The organism is Candidatus Poriferisodalis sp., from assembly GCF_965203655.1.
In the GTDB taxonomy this organism is placed as follows: Bacteria; Actinomycetota; Acidimicrobiia; order Acidimicrobiales; family Poriferisodalaceae; genus Poriferisodalis.
The window spans coordinates 266,860-282,371 of record NZ_CBDBDD010000004.1; the positions used below are offsets into that span (position 1 = coordinate 266,860).

At 67.9% G+C, this 15,512-nt stretch carries 13 protein-coding genes; 8 read left to right on the forward strand and 5 right to left on the reverse strand.

Features of this window, described 5'->3' with window-relative positions:
* Positions 1-32 precede the first annotated feature (32 nt).
* From ACOGW9_RS03995 to ACOGW9_RS04015, 5 genes are all read right to left on the reverse strand, one after another.
* Positions 33-1,049: a phosphotransferase enzyme family protein gene (locus ACOGW9_RS03995; RefSeq protein ID WP_419908608.1), complete on the reverse strand. Its 1,017-nt coding sequence runs from the start codon at positions 1,047-1,049 to the stop codon at positions 33-35.
* Positions 1,042-2,319 (reverse strand): aspartate aminotransferase family protein, encoded by a 1,278-nt coding sequence (locus ACOGW9_RS04000; RefSeq protein ID WP_419908610.1) that lies wholly within the window; start codon positions 2,317-2,319, stop codon positions 1,042-1,044. The genes ACOGW9_RS03995 and ACOGW9_RS04000 overlap by 8 nt, the downstream gene beginning before the upstream one ends.
* Positions 2,316-3,191, reverse strand: coding sequence for a phytanoyl-CoA dioxygenase family protein (locus ACOGW9_RS04005; protein WP_419908612.1), 876 nt, complete (start codon positions 3,189-3,191; stop codon positions 2,316-2,318). Before ACOGW9_RS04005 ends, ACOGW9_RS04000 begins: the two co-directional genes overlap by 4 nt.
* 25 nt (positions 3,192-3,216) lie before the next feature.
* Positions 3,217-3,660, reverse strand: coding sequence for a hypothetical protein (locus ACOGW9_RS04010; protein WP_419908614.1), 444 nt, complete (start codon positions 3,658-3,660; stop codon positions 3,217-3,219).
* A gap of 131 nt (positions 3,661-3,791) precedes the next feature.
* Positions 3,792-4,787, reverse strand: a complete 996-nt coding sequence (locus ACOGW9_RS04015; protein WP_419908616.1) for an LLM class flavin-dependent oxidoreductase — start codon at positions 4,785-4,787, stop codon at positions 3,792-3,794.
* 85 nt (positions 4,788-4,872) lie between these two features.
* On the opposite strand from ACOGW9_RS04015, the gene ACOGW9_RS04020 reads away from it, so the two are divergent.
* From ACOGW9_RS04020 to ACOGW9_RS04055, 8 genes are all read left to right on the forward strand, one after another.
* Positions 4,873-6,444, forward strand: a complete 1,572-nt coding sequence (locus ACOGW9_RS04020) for a pyridoxal-phosphate dependent enzyme (protein WP_419908618.1) — start codon at positions 4,873-4,875, stop codon at positions 6,442-6,444.
* A 47-nt stretch (positions 6,445-6,491) separates the two neighbouring features.
* A complete protein-coding gene (locus ACOGW9_RS04025) occupies positions 6,492-7,778 on the forward strand; it encodes a Zn-dependent hydrolase (RefSeq protein WP_419908620.1) in 1,287 nt (428 codons plus the stop codon).
* Entirely contained in the window at positions 7,775-8,701 is a 927-nt protein-coding gene (locus ACOGW9_RS04030; RefSeq protein ID WP_419908622.1) for an N-carbamoyl-D-amino-acid hydrolase, read from the forward strand. The genes ACOGW9_RS04025 and ACOGW9_RS04030 overlap by 4 nt, the downstream gene beginning before the upstream one ends.
* 94 nt (positions 8,702-8,795) lie before the next feature.
* Positions 8,796-11,387 (forward strand): molybdopterin cofactor-binding domain-containing protein, encoded by a 2,592-nt coding sequence (locus ACOGW9_RS04035; RefSeq protein ID WP_419908624.1) that lies wholly within the window; start codon positions 8,796-8,798, stop codon positions 11,385-11,387.
* Positions 11,388-11,453: 66 nt separating this feature from the next.
* Entirely contained in the window at positions 11,454-12,389 is a 936-nt protein-coding gene (locus ACOGW9_RS04040) for an LLM class flavin-dependent oxidoreductase (protein WP_419908626.1), read from the forward strand.
* A gap of 62 nt (positions 12,390-12,451) precedes the next feature.
* Entirely contained in the window at positions 12,452-13,501 is a 1,050-nt protein-coding gene (locus tag ACOGW9_RS04045; RefSeq protein WP_419908628.1) for an amidohydrolase family protein, read from the forward strand.
* A gap of 24 nt (positions 13,502-13,525) precedes the next feature.
* Entirely contained in the window at positions 13,526-14,692 is a 1,167-nt protein-coding gene (locus tag ACOGW9_RS04050; protein ID WP_419908630.1) for a diaminopropionate ammonia-lyase, read from the forward strand.
* A 36-nt stretch (positions 14,693-14,728) separates the two neighbouring features.
* Positions 14,729-15,505, forward strand: a complete 777-nt coding sequence (locus ACOGW9_RS04055; RefSeq protein WP_419908632.1) for an enoyl-CoA hydratase-related protein — start codon at positions 14,729-14,731, stop codon at positions 15,503-15,505.
* The last annotated feature ends 7 nt before the right edge of the window (positions 15,506-15,512 follow it).

Consider the following 15,512-nt stretch of genomic DNA (forward strand, 5'->3'; position numbering starts at 1 on the left):
CCTCCGGCCCGCCCCCGCAGCAACCGCCGACGCTAGCCCCCGTCGAGCAGGCGTTCGCAACCGGCGACCACGCCGCTGCGGAACATCTCGATCTGGCCGTCGGGCCAGGGAACCTCGGGCCGCTCGGCCCGCCATCCGAGGATTGCCATGCCGCGGATGAGCTCGAACATCGGCACCAGCGCCAGGTCGTCATCGCTGATCGGTCGCACAGTCCGGTAGCTGTGCAGGAACGCCCGCCGCGCCGCACGGAAGTCTGCTGTATCGCGCGAGTGGAACATTGCCACTGCGATGTCGTACTGGTGCCACCCGAAGCCGGCGTCGTCGAAGTCGATCACGCTCAGCTTCCCGTGGTGGGTGAGCAGGTTCGCCAGGTGCAGATCGGCATGGATCATGCTGAAGGTCTGGCGTGGTTCCCCGTAGCGGCGGAGCCGCTCGCGGCAGTGGTCGCGAGCCGTGATCAGCAGTTCCCGTTCGCGCTCATCGAGTACCGGACTCTCCCAGAACGGCCCCCAGAAGGGCGCATCGCCGAGCAATCCGTCCAGATCCAAGCGATGGCGCCGGAATGACGGCGGCGGCGTCCAGCCAGCCGCCTGGTTGTGCATCGCAGCCATCAGTCCGCCGAGCTGCGCGAATGGCTCGGCGATCTCGGTCGGTCCGGTTGCATCGGGGCTCTTGTCGTGCGCTGTGAGCAGCTCACCGACGATCTCGCCGGGCGCCCAGAGATTCAGGCCGACCTGCCGTGTCTCGTCTTCGGCGATCTTGACCGCAACGAAGTGACGTCCGTCGGGCGCCGCAACCGGGGTCGGCACCGAGATGCCGCTGCTGCGAAGTGCTTCGAGCCATACGCGCTCGGAGTTGAGTTCTTCGAGAGTGTGGTAATCGGGTCGATGCAGTCGCAGCACGTAGGACTGACCCGAGCGGTCGTCGTCTGCTCGGAATGTGACGTTCTCGCTGATGCCGATGAGCTGCAAGCGTGCCGATCCGATGCCGAACTGCTGCAGGGCTGTGCGAGCGGGTGTCTCGTACGGGGCACCCGCCCCGTCAGCCATCGAGCTCGTGCAGCACCGCGTCGAAGGCCGACAGGAACTCCTCTGCGTGGGACTGCTGCAGCACGAGCGGCGGACGGACCTTGAGAACGTTGGCGAAGGCGCCGGCGTGCGAAGCGAGGATGCCGTGGTGCTTGAGCCGGTCGGTGAAATCGACTGCTCGTGCCCTATCGGGCGCCTGGTCGTCTCCAGACACCATCTCCACGCCGAGGAACAGCCCGTGGCCGCGGACATCGGCCATCCACTCGCAGTGCTCAGCCCGTTCGACCAGCGCTTGCTTGAGTCCGTAACCGAGTTCGGTGACGCTGGCGGCCAGCTCCCGATCCTCGATCTCGTCGATGACGGCGTGACCGACTGCGGCTTGGAGCGGGCTCGCGCCATAGGTGTTGAAGTAGCGGGTGGCGGCCCGGAATCGATCCACTAGCTGCTTGCTGGCGACGGTGGCCGCCAGTGGCAGCCCGTTGCCCATGGGTTTGCCCATCACCGCGATGTCCGGCTCGAAGCCGGTGACTTCATAGCCCCACCAGCGGCCCGTGCGGCAGTAGCCGGCTTGCACCTCGTCGGCAATCACGAGGCCTCCTGCCTCGCGCACCAGCTGTGCGGCCTGCGCCATGAACTTGCCGGGGATGTCCGGCAGGCCTTCGTTGGCCTGGATCGAGCACAGGATGATGCCGGCCACGCCGGCGCCGGAGGACTCCAGTCGCCCGATGGCAGCCGTCAGCTCGTCGAGGTAGGCGTCGGCCAGCGCCTGCTCATCGAGTCCGTCCCGGATCGGCCGCAACCGCTGGGGAAACGGGAAGGTTGCCACGTCGGGATGCTCGTCGGGCTGCGACGCCGCCTGCCGCAGCGCGATGACCGCCTCGGTGTTGCCGTGGTAGGTGGCGTCGGTGGCGATGACGCCCCGGCGCCCGGTCGCGATGCGGGCAATGTTCATGGCCACTTCGACGGCCTCGGTGCCTGTGCAGCTGATGACCGCGCTCTCGATGCCGTCGTGATGCAGTGCCACGAGACGCTCGGCGAAGCTGACGATGCCCTCGTGCAGGTACCGACTGTGCACGTTCAGCGTGGCCTGCTGGGCGGCCATCGCCTCGGCGACCCGGGCGTTGCCGTGGCCCACGCAGGGCACGTTGTTGTACATGTCGATATAGCGACGGCCGTCGGCATCGAACAGTTCGACGCCGTCTCCCCGCACGATGTGCAGGGGCTCGGTGTAGAAGAGCTGCGCGCCAGCGCCGAGTGCTTGATCGCGGCGTGCTCTGAGCGATTCGCTCACTCTGCTGGAACCAGCAAGCCCGAATTGGAGTGCTTCGAGCCAGGCTTGCGGCCGAGCACCATCTCGGGCGTGAGCAGATCCACCGGTCCGGGCATGCCCTCGGGGTCCGAGTAGTAGCCGAGCGCGTAGTTGCCCATCGAGTAGCCCATCAGGTCTGCCAGATCGGGATCGAGCTCCTTGGCGACCTCGGGCGGGCACGACAGGAATTGGTTCTCCTCGGTGCGCAGCCAGCCGAGCGTGTAGGTGATATTGATGCCGGTGCGGTCGGCATCGGAGCGATTCTCGCCCCCGCCGTGGATTACCGAGCCCGAGTACAGCAGTACCGAGCCGGCGCCCATCGCAGCCTGGGTCTTCTCGTCATCGGTGGCCCTGCGCTCGTCGTCCCATCCGGGGCTACCCGGCACGATTCGGGTGCCGCCGTTCTCCGGCGTGAAGTCGCTGAGGGCCCACATCGTGTTGAACTGCGGGTCGATCTCTGCAGGGATGTAGCCGCCCCACGCCAGCCGGTCGCGGTGCAGCGGCTGAGTGCCTTGGCCGGGCTTGATGTTGATGACCTGGGTCAGGTGCAGCTGGATCTTGTTGGTGTAGGGGCTGAGGAACCGGTTGGCCATGTCGATGACCTTCGGGTGCATGACCAATTCCCGGCACGCCTGCGAACGGGCGACCAGCGCACCCGTGCGGGTCGTGTTGTGGCCGGAGAAGTTGTCGAGCCCGCCCGGGGTGCGGTCGATCCACGGCCGCAGCTCGGCCTCGAGCCGGTTCAGCAGGTCGACATCGATGGCGTCCTCGATGATGGCGCCGCCGTCGATGCGCACGACTTCGACGATCTCGTCGTCCGGTGTGTCCAGGTTGAAACGCGCAAGCTCAGCCATGTGCCAACAGTACGCGCTGGCGCAATCACGTACAGGAGCGGCGTTGCGCCCAGATCATCGAATGATCTCGAGCAAGCGGGCGCCACGTCGCCTTGGTCACGCGTCGTTCGTGGGAGGCTGCTCGCACGGTGGCGCATGCGCGGCGCGCGGGCAATGCTCTCGCGCCGATCAGGTGAGAGACCGCCACGAGGCCGTGGTGAAAGAAGCGGTCGTTGGCATCGCTCCACGCGCCGTATGCATCGAGTTCGGCGCGCATCTGCGCCATCTCGGCGTCGACCCTTCGTTCGTAGTCGTCCATGCGCTGTTCGAGGCGCCGCAGTTTGGCCTCGGTCTCCCGGGCCAGCCTCCGCAGGCGCTGCACATTCCGAACGTGGCACAGCGTGTACACGATGAGGAAGAACGCCGATGAGGTGTAGAAGATCGGCTTGGGAATGCCTGCCGCGAGCAGCGACGCGTAGTCCGCCGTCACGATCCGGCTCCGGCCGTGCGCAGCGCGTGTAGGTCCCGTGTTGGAGATGTCATGCGGCCACATCAACAGATGGGCAGAATGAAATCAACTGAATTTACTGAAATATGTTGTTAAGACCTACAAGGCGGTTCTCAGGCAGCGAATGCGTCGATCATGGCGTGTACGTCGCCCAGCGGGTACAGGATCGGGCAGGTGGCACCGGTGGCGAGGTAGCCCTCGACCGCTTCACGGGCCTCTGCGGGCGTGCCTGAGGCAGTGAGCATCTGCACGATGTCGTCGGGCACCAGGCGTGATGCGGCCTCGACCTGTTCGGCGGTGGCAGGCCAGGTGAGCACCTTGCCGACCTCTTCGAGCAGGGAATCGGGCACGCCCGACGCCTTCATGATGTGCGGCTGCTGGCCCAGGTACTGGGTGACCATGTTGCGGGCCATGTCGAGCGCCGTGGCCCGGTCTTCATGCACTGAGCACACCACGAGCTGGGGCCGGTCTAGGTCGTCGACGCTGCGTCCCGCCGAAGCTGCGCCCCGCTCCAGTGCGTCCATCGCCCGGCTGTTGTAATCGGGCGAGACCAGATAGTTGAGCACGACGCCGTCGGCGATCTCGCCGGTCAGCTCCATCATCTTCATGCCCGTGGCACCGATGTAGATCGGCACGTCCTTCGGCCGCCGCTCTTGGTACACGTAGTCAAGCTCGACGTCGTCGAGGTGAACGTGATCGCCGTGGAACGTGACGTTCTCGTTGGCCAGCAACGCCCGCACCACGGTGGTGACCTCGCGCATCGCGCCCAGCGGCCGGGCACGGCTGATGCCGACCTTCGCCGCCAGCGGGTCCCACCAGGCTCCCAACCCGCAGATGATGCGACCCGGTGCCAGGTCGTCGAGCGTGGAGAACATCGAGGCCAGGCGAGCCGGGTTGCGGGACCAGATGTCGATGACGCCTGCGCCCACCTTGATGCGAGAGGTTGTCGCGGCGAACGCCGCCATCGGCACGCTGGCCTCGCGCACGAGCCGTGAGTCGGCCTGCCAGACGGCTTCGAAGCCGCGCTCCTCGGCGTACTGGGTGAAGCCCATCGCCTCGGTGATGGTGTGAGCGTCCTGCAGGTACAGCGCATTGGGTGCAGTGGTCATCGGTTCACGTCCTCCCGATCGCCTTGGTCGGCGTCGCCGCCGCGCGCATCAAGGCGTCGTCCGCGGAACATAGCCTCGGTTCGGTATGGCCAACCACACGTCGTCACAGCAGGCTTCCGGCGCCGCCGAGGCATTTCCCGCCAGCTACACGGCCCAGCTCGCCACCGACGTCACCGATCCGGGTGGCCGGGCACATGTGGTGGAGCGATTCCGCGAGCAGGGCATCCGGCTGCCGACCTTCGCCGAGCTTGCCGATCCGACGCTCATCGACCCCGACGTGGATACCGCTCTCGCCGACGTCGACCACGATTTCGCCGATCCGCTGAATCTCTTCCGGGTGCACTGGTTCAACGACGGCACCGGCGGGTGGACCGATGTCCCCGAGCATGTCGTGCTGCCGAGCGAGCTGACCGGCACGCCAGCAAAGGTCGTGGTGCTCTTCGGGAATCGCTTCCCGATGATCGGTGCACACAAGGTGCTGGCTGCCTACTCCTGCTTGGCGCCGCGCGTGGTCTCGGGCCAGTTCGACCCGACCCGGCATCGGGCAGTGTGGCCGTCCACCGGCAACTACGCCCGCGGCGGCGTGGCCATCAGCCGGATCATGGCGTGCCGCGGTGTGGCAGTGCTGCCCGAGAACATGAGCCGCGAGCGCTTCGAATGGCTGGCGCGCTGGGTGGCCGATCCCGCAGACGTGATCCGCACTCCCGGCTCGGAAAGCAACGTCAAGGAGATCTACGACGCCTGCGCAGAGCTGGAACAGGATCCGGGGAACTTCATCCTGAACCAGTTCAGCGAGTTCTCGAACCACATCGGCCACTACGAGGTCACCGGCGCAGCGCTGCTGGCGGTCTTCGAGCACCTGCAACAGCAATCAGTCGGGGACAGCGAGCTGAATCTGGCTGCGTTCGTGGCCGCGAGCGGCTCGGCCGGCACGCTCGGCGCCGGCGACCGGCTCAAGGACGCCCACGACGCCCAGATCGTTGCCGTCGAGGCACTGGAATGCCCGACCATGCTCTACAACGGCTACGGCGAGCACAACATCCAGGGCATCGGCGACAAGCACATCCCGCTCATCCACAACGTCATGAACACCGATGTCATCGTCGGCGTCAGTGACCGGGCGACTGACGGTCTCGGGCTCGTGTTCAACACCGAGGCGGGCCGTGACGCGCTGCGCGAACACCTCGGCGCAGCGTCGTGGGTGCTCGACGACCTCGGGCATTTCGGCTACTCGTCGATCTGCAACTCGCTCGCCGCTGCCCGCGCCGCCAACGAGCTGGGCCTCGGTCCCGACGACGTGGTCATGACCGTGGCGACTGACGGCTTCGAGATGTACTTCTCCGAGCGGGAACGCCATCTCGCAGAACGCCATGGAGGCAGCTTCGACGCTGGGGCGGCACGCAGCATCATCGAGCGCCACCTCGCGCCTGAGGCCGACAGCGACGATGCGCCCCACATCGAGGTGCTGTCGGACCGGGGCCGCGACCGGATCTTCAATCTCGGCTACTACACCTGGGTCGAGCAGCAGGGCGTCCCGCTGGAGGACTTCGAGGCTCGCCGTGATCAGGCCTTCTGGGAATCGCTCAGAGGGCTGCCCCGGCTGTGGGACGACATGATCAACGACCTCAACGACGAGGTCGCCGCCACTTTCGTGTGAACGGCTGGCGATGCCGAAACCGCACTGGGCGATGAGAGAATGACCCAATGAGCGGACCGGCCGGGGGAGCACCGCAGATCGACGGCGAGCGCCTGATGAGCCGGCTGGACGAGCTAGCCCAGATCGGTGCCATCGAGGGCACGACGGGCAATTGCCGGCTGGCGCTCACAGACGAGGATCGCGCTGGGCGTGACCTGGTGTGCACCTGGATGGCCGATCTGGGGCTGGGGATCACCATCGACGGGTTGGGGAACGTGGTGGCCTGCACCGAGCCGGGGCGCGTTGCCGACTCGGTGATGATGGGCAGCCACATCGACACGGTGGCCACCGGCGGCCGTTACGACGGCAATCTCGGCGTGCTCGCCGGGCTCGAAGTGATCGAGTCGGTGCTGGCCGGCGGTGCTTCGCTGGCTCGGCCGCTGTCGGTGGCCTACTTCACCGACGAGGAGGGCAGCCGGTTTGCGCCCGACATGCTGGGCAGCCTCGCCTATGTCGGGGGCATGGCCCTCGAGGAAGCCCTGGAGATCACCGACCGCGACGGCATCGCGGTCGGCGACGAACTGGACCGCATCGGTTACCGCGGCTCGGCCCCGGTGCCCGGCACAGTGCCGTTTGCCTACATGGAGCTGCACATCGAGCAGGGCCCGGTGCTGGAGTTCCACGAGACCCAGATCGGCGTGGTGGAAGGCGTTCAGGGCATCTCGTGGACCGAGGTCGCCCTCAAGGGCCAGTCGAACCACGCCGGCACCACGCCGATGCCGCTGCGTCGCGATGCCGGGCTCGCTGCGTGCCGCATCGCGGGCGAGGTGCGCGAACTTGCCCACAACATCGGCGACTCGCAGGTCGGCACCGTCGGCGCGATCTCGCTGGTGCCCAACCTGGTCAACGTCATCGCCGGCTCGGCGGTGATGACCGTGGATCTGCGCAACACCTCCGAGGCGATGCTGCAACACGCGGAGTCCCGCCTCGACGAGATCGTCAGCCGCATTGCCACCGGAGAGCACCTCGATGCTTCCATGCGGCGCACCGCACGCTTCGAGCCGGTGGAGTTCCACCCGGCGGTCATCGACCTGGTCGAGCGCTGCGCCGCCGAAGCGGGCCTCACGCACCGGCGCATGCCCTCGGGCGCCGGCCATGACGCGCAGATGCTGGCTCGTGTCTGCCCCACAGCGATGATCTTCGTGCCCAGCTTCGACGGGGTCAGCCACAACCCGGCCGAATACACGTCGCCCGAAGACATCGAGGCCGGCGCCAATCTGCTGGCCGACGTGGTGTGGCGGCTGGCCAGCGGAGACATCGACAGCGAGCTGGCCGCTCGTGGGGCATCAGCGTGAGACTGATCAACGTCGGCGCTGCGCAGCTCGGGCCCATTGCCCGCTACGAGACTCGCGCCAAGGTCGTGGAGCGGCTGATCGCCTTGCTGCATCAGGCGGCGGATCGGAGCTGTGATCTGGTGGTGTTCCCCGAGCTGGCGCTCACCACGTTCTTCCCGCGCTGGTACTTCCCCGACGACTCGCCCGAGTTGCTGGCCTACTTCGAGAACGAGATGCCCTCAGCGGAGACCCAGCCGCTCTTCGACGAGGCCAAGCGACTCGGCATCGGCTTCCACCTGGGCTACGCCGAGCTGACGCCCGACGGCCATCGCTTCAACACAGCGATCCTCGTCGAGCGCGACGGCAGTCTCGTCGCCAAGTACCGCAAAGTGCACATCCCCGGGCACGAAGAGCATGAGCCGCAACGGCCCTTCCAGCACCTCGAGCGCCGCTACTTCGAGGAGTCGTCCGAGGGCTTCAGCGTGTGGCGGGCGTTCGGCGGTGTCATGGGCATCGCCCTGTGCAATGACCGTCGCTGGCCCGAGACCTACCGGGTAATGGGCCTGCAGGGCGTGGAGATGATCTTCATCGGCTACAACACGCCGCTGTTCTACGCCCCCGACCCGACCCAGGACCCGCTGCAGGCCTTCCACAATCACCTCGTCATGCAGGCCGGCGCCTACCAGAACGGCACCTGGGTGGTCGGGGTCGCCAAGGGCGGAACCGAAGAGGGCGTGGAGTCGCTCGCGCACTCGGCGGTGATCGCCCCGTCGGGCCAGATCGTGGCCCAGGCGGTCACCGACGGCGACGAGCTGATCACCGCCCAGTGCGACCTCGACTGGTGCTCGCACTACAAGAACACCCTGTTCAACTTCGACCGCTACCGCCGACCCGAGACTTACCAGCTGATCGGCCAGCAGAAGGGCGTAATCCCGCCGCCATAGCCGCGACGGACAGCCGGTGGTGTGAGTTGCCCCGCGGTGGTGCGACAATGGCCTGCGGGGAGGGGACAACGAGGTCCCGGAGACGAGGATTCCAATGACCACCGAGTTCGTGCTGAACGGCACGCCGGTCACCGTCGCGAGCGATCACGAGCACCTGCTGGCGGCATTGCGAGATGAACTGGGGATCATCTCGCCTAAGGACGGTTGCGCTCCGTCGGGTCAGTGCGGCTGCTGCACGGTGCTGGTGGACGGCAAGGCCCGGGTGGCCTGTCAGACCAGCCTCGAGCGCTCAGCCGGCACCGAGATCACCACTGTCGAGGGCTTCGACGAAGCCGAACTGGATGCGATGGCGAACACGTTCGCGGCGCACGGCGCCCTGCAGTGCGGGTTCTGCACGCCGGGCATCGTGGTGCGGCTGAAGGCTCTGCTGGACCGCAAGGGCTCGGCGCTGACCCGTGAGGAGGCCAGCCGTCACCTGGGCGGGCACCTGTGCCGCTGCACCGGCTACACCAAGATCCTCGACGCGGTGGAGTCGCTGGCAGCGGGGGAAGTGCCGGTGGCGCTGCCGCCCAAGGGCGTCGGCAGCTCCGGCGTGCGCTACGAGGCCCGCGAGCTGACGCTCGGCAGCCGCCCCTACATCGATGACATGTATCCGGACGGCATGCTGCATGGCGCGCTGCGGTTCGCCGACCATGCCCGCGCTGACGTGCTCGCGATCGACACGAGCGCGGCGGAGGCCGAGCCCGGCGTGCAGGCGGTGTTCACTGCCGGCGACATCCCCGGGGTACTGCGAGTGGGCCTTATCCACAAGGACTGGCCGGTGATGATTCCGGTCGGCGGGCGCACGTCGTACCTCGGCGACGTGCTCGCCATCGTCGTGGCCGACAACCGTCCTGCGGCGCGACGTGCAGCAGAGCTGATCGAGGTGTCCTACGACGTCCTCGAGCCCATGACCGACCCGGTGCGCGTGAAGGACAGCGACATCGACGCCGTGTGGGAGCTCGACGGCAACATCCTGTCCCGCTCCACCTACTCCCGCGGCGATGTCGAAGGGGCACTGGCTGCATCCGCCCACGTCGTGACCGAGACGTTCCAGACCCAGCGCATCGAGCATGCCTATCTCGAACCCGAGTCGACGCTTGCCGTGCCCACGCCGGCCAACGGGGTCGCCGCCGGGCTGCACGTGTACACCGGCGGGCAGGGCATCTGGGACGACCGCAACGACATCGCAGCGGTGCTGGCGCTGGACCCATCGGTGGTGACGACCGAACTGGTCTCCAATGGCGGGGCGTTCGGCGGCAAGGAGGACATGTCGAACCAGGCCCATACGGCGCTGGCTGCATGGCTGACGGGTCGCCCGGTGCGGATCACGCTGTCGCGCGAGGAATCGCTGCTCATGCATCCCAAGCGGCACCCCATCCGCATGACCTACGAGGTCGGCTGCGACGCCGGCGGCAAGCTCACCGCAGTGCGGGCGCGCATGTTCGGCGACTCAGGCCCCTATGCCTCGGTGGGCATGAAGGTGCTCGAACGGTCGGCGGGACACGCCACCGGGCCGTACCTGGTGCCGGCCGTGGACGTCGAGTCGGTCGCAGTGCGCACCAACAACCCGGTGTGCGGGGCGTTCCGGGGCTTCGGCGCCAACCAGGCGCAGTTCGCCATGGAAGGCGTGATGGACCGCCTGGCCGAAGCGGTGGGCATCAGCGGGTTCGAGATGCGCCAGCGCAACGTGGTGGTGCCTGGGGGAGTGTGGGGACCAGGCCAGATCATGGATGACGGCTGCCTCGGCGCCCAGGCGTGCCTCGATGCGGTGCGCGAGCCCTACGAAGCCGCCCGCGCCGCCGGAAAGCCTGTCGGGATCGGGCTCGGGCTGAAGAACTCGGGCCTCGGCAACGGCTTCAAGGAGATCGCCAAGGCGATCGTGCGGTTCTGCTCCGACGGCACCGTGGAGGTCCGTCACTGCTGGACCGAGATGGGCCAAGGCGTGCACACCGTGGCACTGCAGGTCGCCGTGGAGGAACTCGGCGTCGACCCCGAAGCGGTACGAGTGATCGTGGACTCCACCCGTGAGCTGGGCGCCGGCCAGACCACCGGCAGCCGGGGCACCCTGATGGGTGCGGGCGCGGTGGCCGACGCATGCCGTGCTGCGATGGCCGACGGCTGCAAACCCGATGTGGACTACGAGGGCGAGTACCGGGTGGACTGGACCAATTCGCTGTCAGAGGGCTTGGAGCACCCGGTGATTCACTCCACGTTCGGCTACGCCGCCCAAGTGGTGATCCTCGACCCGGATACGGGCAATGTCGAGCGGGTCATCGCGGCTCACGACGTGGGCCGGGCCGTGAATCCGATCCTGTGCGAGGGCCAGATCGAGGGCAGCGTGCACATGGGCCTGGGCTACGCGCTCAGCGAGGGCTTTCCTGCCGACGCCGACGGGAGACCGCTCAATTCCACGCTGCGCAGCCTCGCGATCATCCGGCCAAAGGACATGCCCGATGTCGATGTGGTCCTGGTGGAGTCGCCACAGCCCGGTGCGCCCTACGGCATCAAGGGCGTCGGCGAGATCGGACTCGTGCCGACAGCCGGCGCGGTGGCTGCTGCGCTGCGTGAGCACGAGGGCGTGTGGCACAACGAGCTGCCGATGCGCAACCCGTCCAACCGCGAGCGGGCCGACGCCTGGGTCTAGGCATACCCCTCAGAGCACGCGGCTGCGACGGCGCGTTCGCGACGCGCAGGTGGCAGAGTTCCCGCCATGACGTCACCTGGATCAGTCACCTTCGGTCTGCTGCTGCCCTCGCGAGAGCTGGCCATGTATTCGCCGCACGACGGCGATCCCCGGCGCCTTGTCGAGTGGGCCGTGCGAGCCGAAGAGCTTGGCTTCGACGCGGTGTGGATCGGCGACTCCCTGCTGGCGAAGCCGCGGGCCGAGCCGCTTTCGGTGCTGGCAGCCGTCGCGGCGGCCACCGAACGCATCGATCTCGGCACGGCGGTGCTGCTGGCCTCCATGCGCAGCGCCACGCAGCTTGCCCAGCAGGCGGCCACGGTGGATGCGCTGTCAGGCGGCAGGCTCATCCTGGGTGTCGGCGCAGGTCCGCCCGGAGCGGAGGTCAACGCCGACTTCGATCTGGTCGGGGCCGACTTCAACCGGCGAGGCACCCGGATGATGGAAGTGGTCCACCGCGCCCGTGAGCTCTGGCGAGCCGAGGAGACACCCTCCCGCCAGCGGCTGCAGCCAGTCTGCGTCAGCGATGGCGGGCCCCGCACGTGGCTGGGCGGCTCAGGCCCGCGCGGGCTCGAGCGTGCAGGACAGCACTTCGACGGCTGGTTCCCCACGGCACCGGTCGCGGAGACCTTCGCCGAACAGCTCGCGACCGTGCGCAGCCATGCCGCCGACGCAGGCCGGGACCCGGCATCGATCACTGCGGCGGCCTACCTGACGGTCAACATCGGCGAGCCGGCAACCGCCGCCGCCGAGGTGGCCGAGCATTCGAAGCTCTACTACGGCGTAGAGATCGAGGTACTGCGGCGCATCATGGGCACCACGTCGGGCACACCTGCCGAGATTGCCGCCTGGCTGCAGAGCTACATCGACGCCGGCTGCGAGCACATCTGCATCCGCCTGGCATCGCCCGACGTCGATACCCAGCTCGATCGCCTCGTCGAGCTGCTGCCCGAGCTCCGTCAGTAGGCGGTTCGGGCCGTCAGACTGCTGCTCATTCGGCGCTGAGGCCGGGGGTTACGCTCGCAGCCGTGAGCGAGGGGGGTGCGACGACGCCGGGGCTGGTGTGCTCGCATCACCACCTGTATTCGGCGCTGGCGCGCGGCATGCCGGCGCCGCCGCGCACGCCCGGCGGCTTCGACGAGATCCTCGAGCTGGTCTGGTGGCGCCTCGACCGGGCGCTCGACCTGGAGATGCTGGAGTGGTCGGCGAAGCTCGGAGCGCTGGAGGCTCTGGCATCAGGCTGCACGGCCATCGTGGATCATCACGAGTCGCCCTACGCCATCGAGGGCTCGCTCGACGTGATTGCCCGGGCGTGCGCCGAGGTCGGCGTGCGGGTGAGCTGCTGCTACGGCGTCACCGACCGTCACGGCGCCGACGGGGCCAAGCGCGGCCTCGCAGAGAACGAGCGCTACCTCGCCGCAGGCGGCCGTGGCTACGTCGGCGTCCACGCGGCCTTCACCTGCACCGATGACACGCTGGCCGCGGCGGCCGACCTGGCCCGCCGGCACGACGTGGGTGTGCACATTCACGTGGCGGAAGGCCCCCCCGACGCCGACGCCGCCGATCGGCTGGCCGGCCTCAGCGATGAGCGCTGGCTGCTCATCCACGGTGTGCACCTGCCCACTGACCACGGACTCAAGGGCACCCTCGTGCACAACCCGCGCTCCAACATGAACAACGCGGTCGGCTACGCCGATCCCACCCGCTTCGCCGCCACGAACCCCATCGCGCTCGGCACCGACGGCATCGGCGCCGACATGGTCGACGAGTTCCGTGTGGCCTACGCCCGGCTGCGCGAGCACGACGTCACCGCCTCTCCTGAGGGGCCGTGGGCGTGGCTCGCACAGGGCTGGGAGCTGATGCCCGAAGCTCGCAGCGACACGGTGTGCTGGTCGTATCCCAGTGCCGATCCGTGGCATCTCGCCTACACGCCCGGCGTGCACGCCCTCGATGTCACGATCGACGGCGAGCAGGTGCTGGCGGGCGGAACTGCGACGCGTGTCGACCCTGGCGAGGTGCGGATCAAGGCAGCCGAGCAGGCGCAGCGGCTGTTCGCGGCGCTCGACGAACTCGATTGAGATTCTGGACAGGAGAGGTCAGCAATGGGTGCACTGGTCAACCGGAACCCGCTGTTCGACGGGCGCAATTGGCCGGCCGTGCCGCCTGAGGTCATGGCGTTTCACCGCCGGCTGCCTGCGTACGCGCCGACGCTGGTCATCGATGCTCCCCGGCTGGCCGACAGCCTCGGCGTGGGACGGGTGCTGGTGAAGGCAGAGACCCAACGCATGGGCCTGCCGTCGTTCAAGATCCTGGGTGCGTCGTGGGCGTCGTACCGCGCTGTCTGCGAGCACATCGGCGGCGAGCCGCAGCCGTGGGCGAACATCAACGAGCTGGCGGCCAGCCTGGCGCACCTGCGGCCGATGACGCTCGCTGCTGCCACCGACGGCAACCACGGGCGAGCGGTCGCATTCATGGCACGGCTGCTGGGCTTCGACGCCCACATCCTGGTTCCCGACGGCACGTCGGAGGCTCGCATTGCGGCCATCGAGGGCGAGAGTGCGACCGTGACCGTCGTGGACGGCACCTACGACGACGCGATCGAACAGAGCGCCGAGATGGCCGGTGATCGTTGCCTGGTGGTGTCGGACACTTCGTGGCCCGGCTATGAGACCATCCCCGCCAACGTCGCCGAGGGCTACACGACGATCTTCGCCGAGGTCGACGATGCGCTCGCCGCCAACGGCATCGGCCAGCCGGATCTGGTCGCGGTCCCCGTGGGCGTGGGGGCCTTCATGGCTGCGGCGGTCACCCACTACCGCTGCGGGGAGCACCGGCCGGTGCTGGTGTCTGTGGAGCCCGACGACGCCAACTGCGTGCAGATGTCCACGATCAACGGGGAGATCACCGAGACCCCAGGTCCCCACCGCTCGATCATGGTGGGACTCAACTGCGGTGTGCCATCGCCGCTCGCGTGGCCGATGATGGCCAGCGGCGTGGAGTGGTGCGTGTCGGTGGACAGCGACGCCGCAGGTCGGGCCATGGCCGACTTGGCCGATGCGCAAGTCGTCGCTGGCGAGACCGGCAGCGCCTCACTGGCCGGAGTGCGAGCGCTGCTCGCCGACGAGCAGGGCCGAGGGGCGCTGGAGGACCCCGCGAGCGCAACCGTGCTCGTCATGGTCACCGAGGGCGCGACCGACCCGCCCAACTACGAGCGAATCGTCGGCCGCCCCCACACCCAAGTAGGCAGGGTCTTGACGGCACTACCTTGAACGCTCACGTGCAGACGGACACGGGGGAGACACGTCATGCCGCTGGACCAAGCGAACTACCAGGCGATGCTGATCGACAAGCGCGACGACGGCGTCGCAGTTGTCACGCTCAACCGTCCTGAGCGGCTCAACGCCGTGAACGGCCAGATGCACCACGAGATGGCGACGTTCACGCGCGACGCGCAGACCGACGACGACGTGAAGGTCGTGGTGCTCGCGGGAACGGGCCGTGCTTTCTGCGCCGGAGGCGATTTCAGCGACACCGGCGGTCCGGCAGTCAGCTTCGAGGAGGGCCGTCAGATCGTCGACCACCTGCTCGAACTGCGCAAGCCGATCATCTCCGCCGTGCAGGGCTACGCCATGGGTCTGGGCGCGAACATCGCCCTGCTGTGCGATGTGGTGGTGGCAGGTCACAGCTCGGTGTTCGCCGACACGCACGTCAACATGGGCATCGGTGCCGGCGACGGCGGCCAGGTCATCTGGCCCTTGCTGATGGGCGTGAACCGCGCGAAGTGGCACCTCATGACCGGCGAGCGAGTCACTGGTGAGATGCTCTACGACATGGGCCTCGTCAACTTCCTGGTGGACGACGACGCGATCCTCGATACCGCGCTGGAGAAGGCAGCACAACTGGCCGCAGGACCGCAAAAGGCCATCAGCGCCTCGAAGGTGCCCATCAACAACTGGATCCGGCAGATGTCCGCCCAGATCCTGCCGCTGTCGCTCAGCCTGGAGGGCGAGACGTTCCACAGCAGCGATGCTCGCGAGGCCCAACGCGCCTTCGTGGAAAAGCGCGCCCCGAATTTCGACTAAACACCCC